The sequence below is a fragment of the Pseudomonas sp. 1 R 17 genome, from assembly GCF_900067035.1.
Classification (GTDB): Bacteria; Pseudomonadota; Gammaproteobacteria; order Pseudomonadales; family Pseudomonadaceae; genus Aquipseudomonas; species Aquipseudomonas marginalis.
Window position 1 is genome coordinate 143,477 of record NZ_FKLB01000037.1, and the last position, 17,183, is coordinate 160,659.

Annotated in this window: 17 protein-coding genes and 1 pseudogene; 9 read left to right on the top strand and 9 right to left on the bottom strand. The window is 60.0% G+C overall.

The window, feature by feature from the left end; all coding sequences use genetic code 11:
* Positions 1-287 precede the first annotated feature (287 nt).
* The gene (locus BFP99_RS31910) at positions 288-659 is read left to right on the top strand and encodes a hypothetical protein (protein ID WP_074844425.1); all 372 of its coding nucleotides are present in this window, start codon (positions 288-290) and stop codon (positions 657-659) included.
* Positions 660-714: 55 nt separating this feature from the next.
* On the opposite strand, the gene BFP99_RS12515 is transcribed toward BFP99_RS31910, so the two are convergent.
* Positions 715-1,827, bottom strand: a complete 1,113-nt coding sequence (locus tag BFP99_RS12515; protein WP_065947357.1) for an enoyl-CoA hydratase/isomerase family protein — start codon at positions 1,825-1,827, stop codon at positions 715-717.
* 136 nt (positions 1,828-1,963) lie between these two features.
* On the opposite strand from BFP99_RS12515, the gene ung reads away from it, so the two are divergent.
* Positions 1,964-2,656, top strand: coding sequence for a uracil-DNA glycosylase (ung, locus tag BFP99_RS12520; protein ID WP_027604331.1), 693 nt, complete (start codon positions 1,964-1,966; stop codon positions 2,654-2,656).
* A 61-nt stretch (positions 2,657-2,717) separates the two neighbouring features.
* Here the strand turns inward: ung and BFP99_RS12525 are convergent, their stop codons facing one another.
* The 5 genes from BFP99_RS12525 to BFP99_RS12545 form a co-directional block, all read right to left on the bottom strand.
* A complete protein-coding gene (locus BFP99_RS12525; protein WP_065947445.1) occupies positions 2,718-3,755 on the bottom strand; it encodes an AbrB family transcriptional regulator in 1,038 nt (345 codons plus the stop codon).
* Positions 3,748-5,262: a tripartite tricarboxylate transporter permease gene (locus BFP99_RS12530; RefSeq protein ID WP_032888527.1), complete on the bottom strand. Its 1,515-nt coding sequence runs from the start codon at positions 5,260-5,262 to the stop codon at positions 3,748-3,750. Before BFP99_RS12530 ends, BFP99_RS12525 begins: the two co-directional genes overlap by 8 nt.
* Position 5,263: 1 nt before the next feature.
* Positions 5,264-5,722, bottom strand: a complete 459-nt coding sequence (locus BFP99_RS12535; RefSeq protein WP_065947358.1) for a tripartite tricarboxylate transporter TctB family protein — start codon at positions 5,720-5,722, stop codon at positions 5,264-5,266.
* A gap of 147 nt (positions 5,723-5,869) precedes the next feature.
* Positions 5,870-6,853: a Bug family tripartite tricarboxylate transporter substrate binding protein gene (locus tag BFP99_RS12540; protein WP_027604327.1), complete on the bottom strand. Its 984-nt coding sequence runs from the start codon at positions 6,851-6,853 to the stop codon at positions 5,870-5,872.
* Positions 6,854-6,884: 31 nt separating this feature from the next.
* Positions 6,885-8,177 carry an OprD family porin gene (locus BFP99_RS12545; protein WP_065947359.1) on the bottom strand — a complete coding sequence of 431 codons (1,293 nt, stop codon included), beginning with the start codon at positions 8,175-8,177 and terminating at the stop codon, positions 6,885-6,887.
* A gap of 235 nt (positions 8,178-8,412) precedes the next feature.
* Between BFP99_RS12545 and BFP99_RS12550 the strand changes: the two genes are divergently transcribed.
* Positions 8,413-9,084, top strand: a complete 672-nt coding sequence (locus BFP99_RS12550) for a response regulator (RefSeq protein ID WP_027604325.1) — start codon at positions 8,413-8,415, stop codon at positions 9,082-9,084.
* Entirely contained in the window at positions 9,077-10,462 is a 1,386-nt protein-coding gene (locus BFP99_RS12555) for a sensor histidine kinase (protein WP_065928218.1), read from the top strand. Before BFP99_RS12550 ends, BFP99_RS12555 begins: the two co-directional genes overlap by 8 nt.
* Here the strand turns inward: BFP99_RS12555 and BFP99_RS12560 are convergent, their stop codons facing one another.
* Both BFP99_RS12560 and BFP99_RS12565 read right to left on the bottom strand, forming a co-directional pair.
* Entirely contained in the window at positions 10,463-11,284 is an 822-nt protein-coding gene (locus BFP99_RS12560) for an HDOD domain-containing protein (protein WP_065928217.1), read from the bottom strand.
* Positions 11,285-11,320: 36 nt separating this feature from the next.
* Complete coding sequence (locus BFP99_RS12565) at positions 11,321-12,262, bottom strand: CAF17-like 4Fe-4S cluster assembly/insertion protein YgfZ (protein ID WP_065928216.1); 942 nt, start codon at positions 12,260-12,262, stop codon at positions 11,321-11,323.
* Between the two features lie 139 nt (positions 12,263-12,401).
* Here BFP99_RS12565 and BFP99_RS12570 point away from each other — a divergent pair, with 139 nt between their 5' ends.
* Positions 12,402-12,656 carry an FAD assembly factor SdhE gene (locus BFP99_RS12570; protein WP_027604321.1) on the top strand — a complete coding sequence of 85 codons (255 nt, stop codon included), beginning with the start codon at positions 12,402-12,404 and terminating at the stop codon, positions 12,654-12,656.
* Positions 12,640-13,086: a protein YgfX gene (locus BFP99_RS12575; RefSeq protein ID WP_065928215.1), complete on the top strand. Its 447-nt coding sequence runs from the start codon at positions 12,640-12,642 to the stop codon at positions 13,084-13,086. The genes BFP99_RS12570 and BFP99_RS12575 overlap by 17 nt, the downstream gene beginning before the upstream one ends.
* Here BFP99_RS12575 and BFP99_RS31915 read toward each other — a convergent pair.
* Positions 13,055-13,246 (bottom strand): annotated as a pseudogene (locus BFP99_RS31915) (L-aspartate oxidase); the annotation flags it as partial. The gene BFP99_RS12575 and the pseudogene BFP99_RS31915 overlap by 32 nt on opposite strands.
* Before the next feature lie 43 nt (positions 13,247-13,289).
* On the opposite strand from BFP99_RS31915, the gene BFP99_RS12580 reads away from it, so the two are divergent.
* The 3 genes from BFP99_RS12580 (at position 13,290) to BFP99_RS12590 (ending at position 17,036) form a co-directional block, all read left to right on the top strand.
* Positions 13,290-14,732: a tyrosine-type recombinase/integrase gene (locus tag BFP99_RS12580; RefSeq protein ID WP_065947360.1), complete on the top strand. Its 1,443-nt coding sequence runs from the start codon at positions 13,290-13,292 to the stop codon at positions 14,730-14,732.
* 145 nt (positions 14,733-14,877) lie between these two features.
* A complete protein-coding gene (locus BFP99_RS33605) occupies positions 14,878-15,549 on the top strand; it encodes a DUF4145 domain-containing protein (protein ID WP_065947361.1) in 672 nt (223 codons plus the stop codon).
* Positions 15,550-16,301: 752 nt separating this feature from the next.
* Positions 16,302-17,036, top strand: a complete 735-nt coding sequence (locus tag BFP99_RS12590) for a hypothetical protein (RefSeq protein ID WP_065947362.1) — start codon at positions 16,302-16,304, stop codon at positions 17,034-17,036.
* The last annotated feature ends 147 nt before the right edge of the window (positions 17,037-17,183 follow it).

The following is a 17,183-nucleotide window of genomic DNA, read 5'->3' on the forward strand; positions in this document are numbered from 1 at the left end:
GGCGCACGTTAGAGCCTCCCTGGCTTGCGCGATGTCATAGTGACATCATCGCAATCGGGAAAGTTTCGAGCCAGAAAAATTTACTGAATCGATAAACTTGGGGGTTGTTAAGTGCTATACCGCAGTGCGTCTGACGGGATGTGGCTGCCCTTGGCATTGATGTATCAAGTTGTTACCAAAACGCACCAGATTCGGTTTTTGATGTCAGATGTTTCGTCATTCAGTGAAAGCTGAATGCCGCCCCCCAGCGTCGCTGGAGGTGCTCTTCCGCGGTCCAGGAGGCCGCCATGTATCGACGACTGCTGCTCAGCGCTTTACTCGGTCTGACCCTTTGTGCTTGTGTGCCCTACTACGATGGAGGCCAGAGCTACTACCGTTCCGAGGTCTACACCTCACCGGCGCCGGCTTATTACTATGGCGGCGGCACGGCGTATCAATATCGCCGTGATTACTACCCGTCGCCGCGTTACTACGCTCCGGCACCGCGTTACTACTCGGCACCGCGTTATTACCAGCCGGCGCCTCGCTATTACCCGTCAGGGCCAAGGGCCGGTTACCGGCCTTACCCGAACCAGGGCTGGGGGGATCGTTGGAACAATGGCGGGCATGGACGCGGTGGTGATCATGACCGTGGAGGTGGCCGTGGCGGTCACCGTTGACCGGCCTGTATGACAAGCGGCGCATGAAGCGCCGCTTTTTTATGGGCGCAAAACCTCAGTAATCGGACAAGTCCGCCAGCGGGTGCCGGCCTTCCCACGCCTTGGTGAAGTGCGCCTGCACCACGGCGTCCGGGACCGTATTGATGTCTGGCCAATGCCAATGGGGCTTCTGGTCCTTGTCGATCAACCGCGCGCGCACCCCCTCGCTGAATTCCGGATGGCGGCAGCAGTTCAGGCTCAGGGTGTATTCCATCTGGAACACCTCGGCCAGGGACAGGTGGCGGGCCCGCTGGATCTGTTCCCACACCAGGTGCGCGGTCAGCGGGCAGCCTTCGCTCAATGTCTTGCCGGCGCGATTGAACAGTGGGTCCGCGTGGTCACGCAGCGGGCTCAAGGCGCGCCAGGCGCTGCGCACATCGCCGGCGTCCAGCCATTCGTCGATCTGTGCCCGGCGTGGCAGCCATTGCGCCTCGGGTTGCTGAGCCACGGCTTCCTGGGCCATGGCCTTGAGCAGGCTGTTGAGCTGTATCGCGGTCTGCTCCTGCCAGTTCAGTTGCAGCAAGCCATCGAGCAACTCGTCTTGTTGATCGTCACGCAGGAAACGGTCGGCCAGGCCCAGGTCCAGGGCGTCACGGCCGTTGATATGGGCGCCGGTGAGGCCAAGGAATAAGCCCAGCTTGCCGGGCAGGCGCGACAGGAACCAGCTGGCACCCACGTCCGGGTAAAGGCCGATGCTGATCTCGGGCATGGCCAGGCGGCTGCTCGGCGTGACAATCCGTATGGCCGCGCTTTGCAGCAGGCCCATGCCTCCGCCCAGCACGTAACCGTGGCCCCAGCAGATCAGCGGCTTAGGGTAAGTGTGCAAGCGGTAGTCGAGGCGGTATTCCGCGGCAAAAAACTGTGCGGCCAGGGCCGGCACTTCACCTGGCTGCTCGCGGCAGGCTTGGGCCAGGCTGCGCACTTCGCCCCCGGCGCAAAACGCCTTGGGCCCGTTGCCACGCAGCAGCACACAGACGATGTTCGGGTCTTTGGCCCAGGCCTCCAGGCGATCAGTCAGGGCCAGGATCATCGGCAAAGAGAGGGCGTTGAGGGACTTTTCAGCGTCGAGGCTGGCGATGCCGACGCGGGCGCCGCCACTGCCGGTCAGTTCTTCGAAGTGCAGATTCATCGTGACCTCAATCGAGAAGGTGAAGGATCAGTATGATCGCTTCGTGGGAAAGTGCCGGTGGTGTGTCAGATCAATTGACAAGCAGGGCCGGCTTTCCTAGGGTTCGCCTCATTCTTTTCTACAAGACATTTCAACTATGACCGAAGGCGACCGTATCAAACTCGAACCCAGCTGGAAACACGCCCTGCGTGATGAGTTCGATAAGCCCTACATGGGCCAGTTACGCGAGTTCCTGCGCCAGGAACATGCCGCCGGCAAAGAGATCTACCCGCCCGGCCCGCTGATCTTCAATGCGCTTAACTCAACGCCGCTGGACAAGGTCAAGGTGGTGATCCTCGGCCAGGACCCGTACCACGGCCCCGGCCAGGCCCACGGCCTGTGCTTCTCGGTACAACCGGGTGTGCCGGCGCCGCCGTCCCTGGTCAATATCTACAAAGAGCTCAAGCGCGACCTGAACATCGACATCCCCAACCACGGCTGCCTGCAGAGCTGGGCCGACCAGGGCGTATTGCTGCTCAACACCACCATGACCGTGGAACGCGCCAACGCCAATGCCCATGCGGGCAAGGGCTGGCAATTCTTTACCGATCGGATTATCGAAGTGGTCAGCGAACACCAGCCGCATTTGGTGTTCCTGTTGTGGGGCGCCCATGCCCAGGGCAAGCAGAAGCTGGTCGATGCCACCAAGCATTTGGTGCTGACGTCGGTGCATCCGTCGCCGTTGTCGGCGTATCGCGGGTTCCTGGGGTGCGGGCATTTCAGCCGCACCAACAAGTTTCTTGAGCAGAACGGCGAGACGCCGATTGAGTGGCGGTTGCCGCCGCTCTAAGGCCAGGCACATTCAAATGTGGGAGGGACAAGCCCCCCACAGGTTGAACTGTGCCGAAGGTTTAGATTTTTTCCGGCTGACGGTTCCAATGCCGAAACAACGGCTCCGCCAGAAACAGCACAAACAACAAGCGCATCACCTGCATCGCCGTCACCAACGGCACCGACAGTTGCAGGGTCTCGGCCGTAAGGCTCATCTCGGCAATCCCGCCGGGCATCATGCCCAGGGTCAGCGAGCGCAGGTCCAGGTGGGTGAGGGCGCTCAAGCCCACCGCCGCCAACGTTGCCAACGCCATGGTCAAGGCCGTGCCGATCAAGGTGCGGCCCATGAACGACGGTGCTCGACGAAAGAACTGCCGGTTGAAGTGGCAGCCCAACCCGCTGCCGATCAACCACTGGCCGATCTGGCTGCCGCCTTCGGGCAGGCCGATATGCAGGTCCCACACCACGCTGGCCGTCGCACTGACCAGCAAGGGGCCGAACAACCACGGGTTAGGCTGGCGCAAGCGCTGCCAGCCCCAGGCCACCAGTGCACCGAGTGGAAACAGCAGCGCCAGCCACGCCCAACTGACAGGCGCCGGATGAAACTGCGGCGCACCGCCGCCCAACAGATACTTGAAGATCGCCGGCACACACAGCACCACCACCAGCACGCGCAGACTTTGCCCAGCCGCGACACGGCTGAGTACCGCGCCATTGCGCGAGCCGAGGTTGACCATTTCCCCGGAACCGCCCGGCATGCTCGAGAAGAACGCGGTGGCGCGGTCTTCACCACTGCGGCGCATCAACCACACGCCCACCACGCTCGACAGGCTGGTGACCAGCGCCCCGAAGAAAATCAGGCCGAAGTGGCTCATCACCTGTTCGATCACCACCGGGGTGAAGTGCAGGCCGATGCCGATGCCCACCACCCATTGGCCGCATTTGCGCCCGCCGGGAATCTCCGCTAACTGCCAGGGCGTTAGGCAACGCACGAGGATGATCGCCAGTAAGGAGCCGACCATGTACGGCAAAGGCCAGCCAACCAGGCTGGCCAGGTAACCGCCGGCCAGGCCGACCAGCGGTGTTCCCCACCAATGTTTAAAGGTGACCTCAGACATCGGCCACGGCACGACGCTGTTGGGCACGTTTACGCCAGATACGCAGCAACGGTACAAACAGCATGATGGCGGTCAGCACCCAGACGCCAAAGGTAATCGGGCTCGACCACAGGATTTCCAGCGCACCGTTGGAGATCGACAGCGCACGGCGCAGGTTTTGTTCCATCAGCCCACCGAGGATAAAGCCCAGCAGCACCGGCGACAGCGGGAAGTCCAGCTTGCGCAGGATGTAGCCGAAGATGCCGATACCGACCATCAGGAACAGGTCGAAGGTGGTGGCGTGCACCGCGTACACACCGATCGCGGTGATGATCGCGATCACCGGCACCAGCGCCCAGTTCGGCACGGCGAGGATGCGCGTGAAGATGCGGATCATCGGGATGTTGAGGATCACCAGCATGATGTTGGCGATAAACAACGAGGCGATCAGGCCCCAGACGATGTCCGGTTGCTGTTGGAACAGCAGCGGGCCGGGGGTGATGTTGTACAGCGACAGGGCGCCGATCATCACGGCGGTGGTGCCCGACCCGGGAACGCCGAGGGTCAGCATCGGTACCAGGGCACCGCAGGCGGACGCGCCGATGGCGGTTTCCGGTGCAGCCAGGCCGCGCATGTCGCCCTGGCCGAATTTGCCGCTGGCACCGGCCAGGCGTTTCTCGGTCATGTAGGCCACCGCCGAGGCCAGGGTCGCGCCCGCGCCGGGCAGCACGCCCATGATGAAACCGAGCAGGCCGCAACGAATGTTCACCACGAACACCGAACCTGCTTCTTTCAGGTTGAACATCATCCGCCCGGTGGCTTTTACCGCTTCCTGGCCACGGTGGGTTTTTTCCAGCAGCAACAGGATCTCGCTGATGGAGAACAAGCCCAGCACCAACACCACAAACTGGATGCCGTCGGTGAGGTGGATGTTATCGCCGGTGAACCGGTACACGCCGCTGTTGGCGTCGATGCCCACGGCGGAAAGGAACAGGCCGATCAGCGCCGCCACAAAGGTCTTCAACGGTTTGTCACCGGCCATGCCGCCCAGGCAGACAATCGCGAACACCATCAGCACGAAATATTCCGCCGGGCCGAAGGCAATCGCCCATTTGGCCAGCAGCGGCGCGAACAGCACCATGCCGCAGGTGGCGATAAACGCGCCGATGAACGAACTCCACGCGGACAACGACAGCGCCACACCGGCCAAGCCTTTGCGGGCCATCGGGTAGCCGTCGAGGGTGGTCATCACGGTGGAGGCTTCGCCCGGGATATTCAGCAGGATCGAGCTGATACGCCCGCCGTATTCGCAGCCCAGGTACACGGCGGCCAGCAGGATCAGCGCCGATTCCGGCGGCAGGCCCAGGGCGAACGCGATGGGGATCAACAGCGCCACGCCGTTGATCGGGCCCAGGCCCGGCAACAGCCCGACCACGGTGCCGATCAAGGTGCCGCACAGGGCGGTCACCAGGTTGTAGGGGGACAGTGCAACGCCGAAGCCCTGGCCCAAATAGCCGAAAGTATCCATATCAGTTCTCCAGAACGTCGAGCAGGCCGAGGGGCAGCGGAACATCCATGGCTTTATCGAACAGCAGATAAAGACCGATGGCCATCAGGCTGACGATCACCACACTGGGCACCCAGCGGCCGCCATACAGGCGCGCCATGGGGATGCCGATCAGCATGCTGCTGAGGATGAAACCCAGGGGCTCGAAGGTGCCGGCAAACACGATCAACAGCGCCACGCAGATGCTGATCTTGACCAGTGTCTGGCGGTCCAGCGGCGGTTCTTCTTCGGTGTGTTGGGTGGGTTGCGGGCGGAACAGCATGTAGAGCAGCGCCAGGCTCATCAGCCCGAGCATCAGCAATGGGTAGGCCCGAGGCCCCACGGGCTCGTAGGAAAACGCCGCCTGATACGGCCAGGCCATCAGTGCCAGGCCGGCGCAGGCCAGCAACAGCACAGCGGCAAAAACGCGTTGTAAGAGCATAGGAAACTCCAAGGCCCCTCTTGTAGGAGCGAGCTTGCTCGCGAAAAACGTCAACGATAACGCGTGCTGTCTGGATGCACGTGGATGTCCTTGGGTTCTTCGCGAGCAAGCTCGCTCCTACAGGGGCATTACACAAAAGAGGGGCGATTACTGGATCAGGCCGAACTCTTTGGCCAGCACTTTGTAGTCAGCCACCTGTTTCTTCACGTAGGTGTCCAGCTCCGGGCCAGTCATGGCGAACGGGAACAGCTCGCGCTGGTCACGCAGCTTGGCGAACTCGTCGGAGGCCAGCAGTTTATCGAAGGCCTCCTTCCACCAGGCGTAGTCGGCATCGCTGACTTTTGGCCCGAGGTAGAAGCCACGCACCACCGGCCAGACGATGTCGTAGCCTTGCTCTTTGGCGGTCGGAATATTCTTCATTTCCGGCTCGTCCAGGCGCTCCTCGGAGAACACCGCCAGCAGGCGCATGTCACCGCTGAGGATGTGCGGCATGGAGTCGGAGATGTCGGTACTGCCGACCTGGATATGCCCGCCGAGCAGGGCGGTGGCGATTTCACCGCCGCCTTCGAGCGCCACATAGCGCAGCTCGCGCGGGTTGATCCCGGCGGCCTTGGCGATCAGGGCGGTTTGCATCCAGTCCTGGCTGCCGACGGTGCCGCCGGAACCGATCACCACGCTGCCCGGATCTTTCTTCAGGGCTTTGACGAGATCGTCGAGGGTCTTGTAGGGCGAATCGGCTTTAACGGCGATGGCACCGTAGCTGGTACCCACGGCGGCCAGCCAGCGTACGGCGCTCTCATCGAAGCGTCCGAACTTGCCCTGGGCCAGGTTCAGCAGCGAACCGCTGGACCAGGCCACCAACGTACCGCCGTCCGCAGGACGCTGGGCCACCACGGCATTATAGGCCACCGCGCCCACGCCGCCCGGCATGTAGGTCACGCGCATTGGTTTGCTCAGCAGTTTCTCGTTGACCAGCGCGCTTTGCGCCAGTTTGCAGGTCAGGTCAAAACCACCGCCGGGGGAGGCCGGGGCGATGCATTCCGGGCGCTTGGGTTCGTCGGCGGCCAGCAGTTGGCCGGCGAACAGCATGCAGCCGGCGGCGAGGGCCAATTTACGCAATGAAGGGGTCATGGTGATCTCCGTCTTTGTTGTTATGAGTGGCTTACCAGAGCGCAACGCTGTAGCTGACCAGCAGGCGCATTTCATCCGCATCACGGGCTGAATAGTTGGAACGGTAGGTGGCATTGCGCAGACGCACGGCGACATCCTTGAATGTGCCGCTTTGCACCACGTACTTGATCTCGCTGTTGCGCTCCCATTCCTTGCCGGTGTCGCCGTTCCTGAGCTTGATATTGTCACCCGAGAGGTAACGGCTCATGAAACTCAGGCCGGGAATGCCCAGCTTGGCGAAGTCGTAGTCGTAGCGCGCCTGCCAGGAGCGCTCTTCGGCGCCGGCAAAGTCGTTGATCTGCACGAAGTTGACCAGGTACGGGTCGCTGCCATCCACATAGGGAAAGGCGCTGTCGCCGGACATATGCTGGTAGCCGGCGCTGAGCTTATGGCCATTGAGGGCATAGCTGAACAGGCCGTTGAGGGAGGTGTTGTCGATCTTGCCGCCACGGGCTGCGCCTGCGTCATCGCTGATCGCCAGGCGCAGGTCGGTGGCGAAGGTGCCGGGGCCCATCGGGCGTGCGGCGACCAGGCCGAGGAAGTGCTGGCGGTACACGTCGTCGAGTTGGGCGAAGTGGTAGCTGCCGGTGATCTTGTCGGCGAACTTGTAGTCGACCCCGCCGAAGTTGAAATGCTTGCCGGTGGCACCGCTGAGGAAGCGGCTGTTCTTGTTGTTGAGGGCGATGTCCTCGTAGTTGCTGTCGTCGCGGTCCTTGGCTTTGTCGAGACGGCCGCCGGTGAAGACCAGGTTCTTGAATTCCTTGGAGGTGATCAGGCCACCGTTGAAGGTCTGCGGCAGGATACGACCGTCGTTGGGCTTGAGGATCGGCAGCTCGGGCATCAGCGAACCGATCTTCAGCTCGGTAGCGGAAATCTTCACTTTGCCGGTCAGGCCCAGCTTGGAGTACTCGTTGGCGGCGCGGCCATCGTCGTGGGTAGGCAGCAGGCCGGTGCCGGTGCGGTCGGGGCTGGAGTCGAGCTTGACCCCGAGCATGCCCAGCGCATCCACGCCAAAGCCGACGGTGCCGTCTGTGTAGCCCGATTGCAGGTTGAGCATGAAGCCCTGGGCCCACTCGTCGCGCTTGGACTGCTGGGCGCTGGTGCCGTCGCGAAAGTCGCGGTTGAAGTACATGTTGCGGGTTTCCAGGGTCGCGCTGCTGTCTTCGAAGAAGGCAGCCTGGCCAAGCGGCGAAAAGCCGGCAAGGGCAGCGGCACTGGCAAGGGCGGTGTGGGTCAGGCGGGAAATACGAACAGGCGGGCAAGCCTGGGGCTGTGTCGACAGCATCGTGGTGCACTCCGTTATTGTTCTTATTTTGGCGAAAACGCTTCGAGGCGTTTTTCGGGCGCGACCCATCAGGTCGCTCGGCAGGCATGACCTACCGTGGCTGGATGCTAAAGGGCGAAGCTTTCACTAACCTTTCAGCTGTCTTTCAATGTTTTCAGGCTTCACAGGGCAGTCGGCGCCTGTAAACTGCCCGGCAAAGCGTGGCGCCGACCACGTCCGAATAAGGTGGAAATCCATGCGTGTCCTTCTGGTTGAAGACCATCTGCAACTCGCCGAAAGCGTCGCCCAAGCGCTCAAGAGCACAGGTTTGACCGTTGACGTATTGCATGACGGCGTGGCCGCCGACCTGGCCTTGAGCAGCGAGGATTACGCGGTGGCCATCCTCGATGTGGGCCTGCCGCGCATGGACGGTTTCGAGGTACTGGCGCGCTTGCGGGCGCGTGGGAAAAACCTGCCGGTGCTGATGTTGACCGCGCGCAGCGATGTGAAGGACCGCGTGCATGGCCTGAACCTGGGCGCCGATGACTACCTGGCCAAACCGTTCGAACTGACCGAGCTGGAAGCCCGGGTCAAGGCGCTGCTGCGCCGCAGTGTGTTGGGCGGCGAGCGTCAGCAGGCGTGTGGTGTGCTGGTTTATGACCTCGACACCCGTCGTTTCACCGTGGGCGGCGAGTTGATGACGTTGACCTCCCGCGAGCAAGCCGTGCTTGAAGCGCTGATTGCCCGCCCAGGCCGGGTGATGAGCAAGGAGCAACTGGCTTCACAGGTGTTCGGCCTGGACGAAGAGGCCAGCCCCGACGCCATCGAAATCTACGTGCACCGCCTGCGCAAGAAGCTCGATGGCCAACCCATCGCCATCGTGACGTTCCGCGGTCTCGGCTACCTGCTGGAAGCCCGCGATGCATAAGCCCAGCAGCCTGCGCTGGCGCCTGCTGTGGAACCTGGCGCTGCTGCTGGTGCTGTTGATGCTCGCCAGTGGCATGAGCGCCTACTGGAACGGTCGCGAAGCGGCCGACACCGCCTATGACCGCACGTTGCTGGCGTCGGCGCGTACCATTGCCGCCGGCCTGACCCAGGTGGACGGCACCCTCAGCGCCAACGTGCCCTATGTCGCCCTCGACACCTTTGCCTACGACAGCGCCGGGCGCATCTATTACCAGGTCAATGACATTGATCAGAAGCTGATTTCCGGCTACGAAAACCTCCCCGGCCCGCCCCCCGGCACTCCGCGCACCGACGACTACCCGGCGCTGGCGCGCTTCTACAACGCCAAGTACCAGGGCCAGGAAGTGCGGGTGGTCAGCCTGCTCAAGGCGGTCTCCGAACCGAACATGAACGGCATGGCGGAAATCCGCGTGGCCGAAACCGATGAGGCACGGGTGAGCATGGCCCGCAGCCTGATGGCCGACACCTTGCTGCGCCTGGGCATGCTCGCCATCGGTGCCTTGTTGCTGGTGTGGTTTGCCGTCAGCGCCGCATTGCGCCCGCTGGAGCGCCTGCGCACCGCGGTGGAAGAGCGCCAGCCCGACGACTTGCGGCCGTTGCCGTTGGTGGAAGTGCAGCATGAGTTCGGCCCGCTGGTGCGTTCCCTCAACCACTTCACCGAACGCCTGCGCGGCCAGTTCGAGCGTCAGGCGCAGTTTATTGCCGATGCATCCCATGAACTGCGTACCCCGTTGGCGGCGCTCAAGGCACGCCTGGAGCTGGGCCTGCGTGCCGAAGACCCCGCGACCTGGCGCAGTACCCTGGAAACCGCCGCCCAAGGCACCGATCGGTTGACCCACCTGGCCAATCAGTTGCTGTCCCTGGCGCGCATCGAAAACGGTGCCCGGGCGATTGCCGAAGGCGGCGCGCAGTTGCTCGACCTCAGCCAATTGGCCCGTGAGCTGGGCATGGCCATGGCGCCGTTGGCCCATGCGCGTGGCGTGGCACTGGCGCTGGAGGCGGATGAACCGGTGTGGTTGCGTGGCGAGCCGACGCTGCTCAACGAACTGTTGAGCAACCTGGTGGACAACGCCCTGGCGCACACGCCACCGGGCGGCAACGTGATCCTGCGGGTCACGGCGCCGGCGGTACTGGAGGTGGAAGATGATGGCCCAGGTATTCCGCAGGAGGAGCGCGACCGGGTGTTCGAGCGCTTCTACCGCCGTAGCCAGCAAGGCATGGGCTCAGGCCTGGGGTTGGCGATCGTGGGCGAAATCTGTCGTGCGCATCTGGCCCAGATCAGCCTGCATGACGGCGAGCACGCGGGGTTGAAGGTGCGTGTGAGTTTTATCGCCGGTTGATCAATCGAACATGGCGCGCGCTTCATCCAGCTCTGCGCGCAGTTTTTCGCTGTAGGGATCAACCCGCAGTTTTTTCATCGCAGGCACGCTGGAGACGTCCACCTTGGCCAGGGGGTGATCGGTGCCGTGATGGCAATACAGCATGGCAATCTGCACCACGTCGATGTAGTCGAGGCAGGCTGAGTCCCGGTCCAGGTTCAGGTACTGGCCCGGCAGTTTCGCCAGCATTTCCGGGAAGTCCCAACCACTCAGCAACTTGTCGCCCAGCACCGGGTGGATGCTGTCGATCACGTGGTTGAGGCTGACCGGATCTGACAACAGCTCGTAGTGGTCTTCGGCGTAGGTCAGGATCGGCAGCACGCCGATCTGGTGCACCAGGCCGCCCAGCGCTGCCTGGTCCGGCTTGAGCTGGCTGTGGTTGCGGCACAGGGCGTAGCTGACGCCCGCCACTTCCAGGCTGCGGCGCCACACATCGCGCATTTTCTGTTCGACCACTTCGGAACGGGCGTGGAAGATCTGTTCCATCACCAGGCCGATGGCCAGGTTGCTGCTGTAGTTGGTGCCCAGCCGGGTGATGGCGGTGTGCAGGTCGGTGACTTCCTGGGTGGCGCGCAACAGCGGGCTGTTGACCACTTTGATCAGGCGCGCCGACAACGCAGTGTCGCGGCCGATCACTTTACTCAAGTGGCTGATGCTGATTTCCGGGTCTTCAGCGGCCTGACGGATGTTCAGGGCCACTTCCGGCAATGTCGGCAGAACCAGGTCATCGTTGTCGATGGCCTTAACCAACGCCTGTTGGACTTTTTCCGCCAGTTTGTTCATTCATGCTCTCTAGGGTGTTGCAGGAAAATACGGCGACTAACGCTGGATCTCACGATCGCGGTCAAGGGTGTAAGGCAGGTCAAGCAGTTGCAAACCGGGGCCTTCCAGCGTGCCTAGGTGCACATCGCCACTATCGGCAGCTTCGGCTTGCAATACCGCCAGAAGTTCAATCACCTGGTCAGCTTTTGCTGCAATCACCACTTCGCCGATCGAGCTGTTGTGGCTGGGGGAAAACAACGGGGTGCCTGGCTCGGGCATTTCAGCCGCGTTCAGGCTCAAGCGGTACAGGCGACGCTTGAGTTTGCCCAGGTACTGCATGCGCGCGACGATTTCCTGGCCGGTGTAGCAGCCTTTCTTGAAGCTGACGCCGCCCACGGCCTGCAGGTTGAGCATCTGCGGGATGAACAGTTCGCGGGTCTGGGGCATGACCTGGCCGATACCGGCGCGGATCTGGCCCAGTAGCCAGTGATTCAAGTCGGTTTGTGTCAACTGTGCGGCCAATTGGCCGCGCACGCCGTCGGCTTGCTCGGCAGGTACCCAGAGTTCGGCGCGGGCGGGAGACACGCGGACGGCGATCAGGTGTTCGGTACGGGCAACGCTGTCCGTTTCGGTGGGCAGCTCAAGGCCAAGGCCGGTCAGTGCCTGATCGCCATCGATCACACCGAAACGCACCCAGGCGGCGCTTTCGTCGGTGAGCTTGGACTTGGAGAACACTGCATATTTCTTCAGGTCCGCCAGTTGCGGTTCGAGCAGCTCGGTGGCCATGGCCAGGAGTACGCCGTCGCCCTGCAACAGGATGCGGAAGCTCGACTGCATGCGGCCTTTTTGTGTGCAGCGCGCACCGAGGCTGGCCTGGGTGTCGCTCAGGTAATTGAGGTTGCAGGTGAGTTGTCCCTGCAGGAACTTGGCAGCGTCGGAGCCGCGGACGGCGAGAACGCCTTCGTGGGACAGGGGGCAGAAGAAAGCAGAGTCAGCCATGGGTCATCGCAGGTCAAAAAGTCATGGGTGCATCATAGAGGGGCGCCCGGCAAATGGATAGTTTCCGTAGGGGCGACCAAAGCCGACTGTTCCGGTGCCGTCGGGCCTGTATACTTGCGCTCTATTTGAGGAGCGCTCCATGGTCGAAGATGTAGAAATCAATCGTCTCTACTGGCACAGCCGTCGTGGCATGCTTGAGCTTGATGTGTTGCTGGTGCCTTTTACCAAAGAGGTGTATGCGACGCTCAATAAGGAAGATCGCGATCTCTACGTCAGGCTGCTGACTTGCGAAGATCAGGACATGTTCGGCTGGTTCATGGAGCGGGCCGAATCCGAAGATCCTGAACTGCAGCGCATGGTCCGGATGATCCTGGATCGTGTCCAGCCCAAGTAATCGTTTCGAATGCCGCTGGCAGGCCTCACGGCTGCTGCTGGCGGCGTATCTCCTCGCCCAGCTGTTCGCGCTGGGTGCGCTGATGGTCCTCGACTCTCCCTTTGCTGTCCTCGGCGTGCTGGCGTGCCTGGCCCATGCTGCCTGGGTATTGCCGCGTTATGTCCTGCTGACTCACCGTTCGTCGATTCGTGGCCTGCGACGGGATGAAGAGGGCTGGCAATTATTCAGCAGTGAGCGCGGCTGGCATCGCGTGCAGCTGCGGCCCGACAGCCTGGCGTTGCCGCTGATTGTGGTGTTGCGCTATCGCGTACCGGGGGAATGGCGGGTGCGCTCGGTCTGCGTGCCGACGGATTCGCAGGCCGCCGATGTGCACCGGCGCCTGCGGGTTCGCTTGAAGTTCAGCCGCCGTAGGTGGTTGGCACCAGAATAGTGTCGCGGGCCTCGGGCAACATCTGCGGGTAGTCGAGGGTGTAGTGCAGGCCCCGGCTTTCCTTGCGTTCCATGGCTGAACGGATCATCAACTCCGCGACTTGGGCAAGGTTGCGCAGTTCGATCAGGTCACGGCTGACCTTATAGTTGCTGTAGAACTCGACCCTATGAGGCTAAACCCAATGGATACAGGGGTTTCAGCCGATGACCGTCAACCACCGCTCCCAAAGTGGGACAAACCTGTTACAAACTGCGCTCGCCAAGCCGTACCACTATCGCCGGTCTGGTCGCTATTACCTTCGCCTTCGCCCTCAAGGAACCGTTAAGGGCTTCTTCACGCTGTCACTCAGGACTACCGACAAGGCCACCGCAATGACCATCTCAGAAGACATCCTCTCGACCCTCAAGGCCTACCACTTGGACAACCCTGAGGCGTCATGGGACGAACTTCGTGAGCGCTTGATTGAGTTCGCTGAGTACAACCTGACGATGGCACACGGTGACAGCTCACTGGTCGCTTACGAGATGATCAACGATGAGCATCACTTGGCGCTTCGTAAGGCCTCCGCAAAGCTACCCCTGAGCATCAATCAGCAACGGGCAGTGAGTAAGGCACTGGAGATCCTTGAGGCCTCACAGGAGCGTATGCGGGGTCGGTCGGGGAAGCTGGTCGAGATCGTGAAGGACCTCAATGGGGAACCTTGTGGCACGCCTTTGGCCCTCTCCCTGCCTATATCTGTAAACGCTTCCCCAGCTTTGACCTTCAAGTCCCTTTCTGCGCTGTACATGGAGGAACGCAAAGACAGCATTGAGGCCAGCACCATGCGTGACGTGAAGTCATCGTGTGAGGCTATCAGCGTGATCCTGGGCGACTTGGACATGCGGGGTCACACTCGGGAGGACATGAAGAACCTTCGGGACAAGCTCCTTGAGGACCGCAAAGGTTCCACTGTGAACAAGCTAATGACCCGGCTATCAACGGTTATGGATTGGGCTGTTAATAACGGCTACCTCACCAAGGGCTTCGATAAGGGATTGAAGCTATCCAAGGATGCTGACAGCTCGCGTGAGGCGTTCTCTACGGATCAAGTTAAGGCCCTGATGGCTCACGCCAATTCGCTACCAGTGGACGCTTGGCAGCGCTGGGCATTGTCCCTTGGGGTGATCACTGGGACCCGTATTGAAGAGCTCAGGCAGTTGACCAAGGCTGACGTTAAGCAGGTTGGGGGCGTGTGGGTCATCGACATCAATAGGAACGATGGCAAGACGGCCAAGACCAAGAATGCTCTGCGTGTCATACCGCTAACTGACGGTGCCTATGGCTTCGACCTTCAGGCCTTCCGCGAGTTTGTCGATAGCTCAGACTCCCGGCTGTTCACGTTGGGCGCTGGTCAGTTCTCAAACGTGCTTAATGGGGCCCTACGAGATGTCCTGAGCTTGAACGCTGATCGGACCCAGACCTTCCACTCATTGCGTCACTCTCTGGCCGGTGCCTTGAAGGCCGCTGAGGTGCCTGTAGGGACCGCTGAGTCCATCTTGGGGCACGCTTCGGGGTCCATCAGTTATGACCTTTATGGGGCGGGCAGTGGTGTGGCTATTGAACGGATGGCGGAAGCTCTGGTAAAGGCATTGAGGCATGTGCATTAAACGTCAAGCAATTCCGGAAGGCTTGTTTGATGGCTTATTGACATGTGTTGGTAGGGTCATGGAGACTGCAAAGGCGATAGATTCTCAACTAACTTATTTTAGTGGGTGTGTTGGGGTTTGGATTTATATATTTTAGGAAGATAAAATGCACAAGTACGTTGCCCCTTGCTTTCGTTTGAGCGCTTTCAGTTGCCCACTTTGTAATGCTTATGCGACATTTGAATGGTCTCCGACAAAAAGTAATATTTGGATTGATGATAGCTATGTAACAGCGATTGAGTTAGCCCAGTGCAACCATTGTCAGGCGCAGACTTATTGGGAAGTTACTGAGCGCGCGAGCGAATATGAACCTTTGGCTGGACGTATGCTAATACCCAATCACTCTATCGCTCCACTTCCACATTTGGAAATGCCGCAAGCAGTTATGAAGGACTACATGGAGGCGAGAAGTATTATAAACTACTCTACTCGCGGTGCAGCCGCTTTGCTACGTCTGGCTGTGCAAAGGCTCTGTGGTGAATTGGGTGAAAAATCTAAGGATATTAACGCGGATATTGCCAGTCTGGTAAGTAAGGGTCTGCCTTTGCCCATAAAAAACTCTTTGGATGTTGTAAGAGTTATTGGTAATAACGCTGTCCACCCCGGGAAACTGAGTGATGAAGATATGGCCGAGGTCGCGGTTTCCCTCTTCCATTTAGTTAATGCTATCGTCGAGGACCGCATTGCACGGCCTAAGGCTCTTGAAGAGTTGTATATGCGCTTACCTGAAGGTGCTCGGAAAGCGATAGAAGAGCGTGATGCTAAAAAACCTGCGTGATTGAAAGCGCCTTTGCATCTGGGCAACGATAAACGCTTAGTGGCTAATTTTTGAGCGGGATTAAAAACCCTCACAATAACAGGGAGAGACCACATCAACGTGGTTTCCCATCCAAGATGCCGTAAGGTCACCTCAAAGGTGGCCCTCTGCGGGCAAGGCGTGCACGTCCAGTGACCAACGCTACCTCTCTCAGGTAGCCCAATATCCAAGACGCCATGACCACCAAGCGCAGCCCTAACGGGATCTGCGGGACCAGCATCAGGTCCACTGTAGCGATTCTGTCTGTTCACTTCGTGTGAGTAGACCCTTGATAGGTTTGGGCCTCCTATCTCTGATCGCACAGTACAGGGGCCTTTTAACTTAAAGACCTCTAAGAGCTTAAAGATGACTTAGAGTTAATATTCTTTATAGATTAAACTAATAAGAAATAATACTTAAAGAGAATACTCTAAGAGTTACCTTAAAGTTGATCGCTAAGGCCCTGGGTCTACCGTCGATGTCGAGGTGACAGAAGCGTGACCGTAACGGCTCATTGAGTCTCCGATATGACCAGATTAAAAACCCTCACAATAACAGACACAGACCGCTCCGCTAATGGGTCTGCCTGAATTCCTCTGCGCCCGTCGCTGGGCTTATATCAACGTCAAGTCTTTCTGAATGCTTCTTGAGCCATAGTCGATGCCCGTAGTGGGGCCTTGACGGTCGGCCTGTGGGAGCGAACTCAGGGAGCATTCAAAAAGGACACCACTACTATGCTAACCACCAACCAACCTGACCTGCTGCCCATTGTGATTGAGGGTCAAACCTTCAAGCCGAATGACGATGGAATGTGGAATCTAAACGAGATCGCTAAGACCTTGAATGTTCGGGAGCCGGGTCAGTGGCGTAATGCTGTTCAAGCTGCCCTGATCAAAGATGCAAATTTGCATGTCTCCCACGGTAACGGGACCCTCGCTACAGAAGAGGGCGCAATTGCCTACGCCATGTGGGTTTCGACTGATTTTTATCTCATGGTCATCCGTGCGTTCATCGCCATGCGTAACGATTCTATCCTCAGTGCCCGTATGGCTCTTCTTGCAGCCGCTGATGCAAAGTCACAGCTCGCTACGGCGGCACCCAAAGTTGACCTTGTTGACCGCCGCTTGCTTGGCATTGGAGTTCCGTGGAATGAAGCCTGCCGTATGGCCGGGGTGACCAAGCCCCAACTGGCTAAGCGTTATCTGGTCCAAACTAAGGCGTTTGTCTGCCGCGATCATCCCACCGAGTACCGCCAAATCCTTAAACCCAGTGCGAGAGGGTTCGACGGTGGCTGGTTCAAATACTGCTCGACTCAACACGGGAACGATGATGGTTTTCGGGTCACCGCCAAAGGCCTCTCCTGGCTCCAGGGGAAAGCAATGGAAATCAACACCGCTATTGCTGAGCGAGCCCGTAAAAAGTCTTCTGATGCCCGTGCTAAGAAGCTGATGAAGAAGGCGGTCGAATGAGTAACCGCCAGCGTCACCTACTTTGCCTGACTCTGAAACTAATGCTGGCCGGGGTCCCTGAAGAGGAACGCCGTGCCATCGTAGAGCGCAGGCTTCATTACTATCGCGAGGCTCGCAAGCGTCAGCGCTACCCGTATCACCAGCGGG

Coding starts and splice junctions, on each gene's coding strand:
- BFP99_RS31910 (WP_074844425.1), top strand. CDS start 288: ATGTATCGACGACTGCTGCTCAGCGCTTTACTCGGTCTGACCCTTTGT.
- BFP99_RS12515 (WP_065947357.1), bottom strand. CDS start 1,827: ATGAATCTGCACTTCGAAGAACTGACCGGCAGTGGCGGCGCCCGCGTC.
- ung (WP_027604331.1), top strand. CDS start 1,964: ATGACCGAAGGCGACCGTATCAAACTCGAACCCAGCTGGAAACACGCC.
- BFP99_RS12525 (WP_065947445.1), bottom strand. CDS start 3,755: ATGTCTGAGGTCACCTTTAAACATTGGTGGGGAACACCGCTGGTCGGC.
- BFP99_RS12530 (WP_032888527.1), bottom strand. CDS start 5,262: ATGGATACTTTCGGCTATTTGGGCCAGGGCTTCGGCGTTGCACTGTCC.
- BFP99_RS12535 (WP_065947358.1), bottom strand. CDS start 5,722: ATGCTCTTACAACGCGTTTTTGCCGCTGTGCTGTTGCTGGCCTGCGCC.
- BFP99_RS12540 (WP_027604327.1), bottom strand. CDS start 6,853: ATGACCCCTTCATTGCGTAAATTGGCCCTCGCCGCCGGCTGCATGCTG.
- BFP99_RS12545 (WP_065947359.1), bottom strand. CDS start 8,177: ATGCTGTCGACACAGCCCCAGGCTTGCCCGCCTGTTCGTATTTCCCGC.
- BFP99_RS12550 (WP_027604325.1), top strand. CDS start 8,413: ATGCGTGTCCTTCTGGTTGAAGACCATCTGCAACTCGCCGAAAGCGTC.
- BFP99_RS12555 (WP_065928218.1), top strand. CDS start 9,077: ATGCATAAGCCCAGCAGCCTGCGCTGGCGCCTGCTGTGGAACCTGGCG.
- BFP99_RS12560 (WP_065928217.1), bottom strand. CDS start 11,284: ATGAACAAACTGGCGGAAAAAGTCCAACAGGCGTTGGTTAAGGCCATC.
- BFP99_RS12565 (WP_065928216.1), bottom strand. CDS start 12,262: ATGGCTGACTCTGCTTTCTTCTGCCCCCTGTCCCACGAAGGCGTTCTC.
- BFP99_RS12570 (WP_027604321.1), top strand. CDS start 12,402: ATGGTCGAAGATGTAGAAATCAATCGTCTCTACTGGCACAGCCGTCGT.
- BFP99_RS12580 (WP_065947360.1), top strand. CDS start 13,290: ATGACCGTCAACCACCGCTCCCAAAGTGGGACAAACCTGTTACAAACT.
- BFP99_RS33605 (WP_065947361.1), top strand. CDS start 14,878: ATGCACAAGTACGTTGCCCCTTGCTTTCGTTTGAGCGCTTTCAGTTGC.
- BFP99_RS12590 (WP_065947362.1), top strand. CDS start 16,302: ATGCTAACCACCAACCAACCTGACCTGCTGCCCATTGTGATTGAGGGT.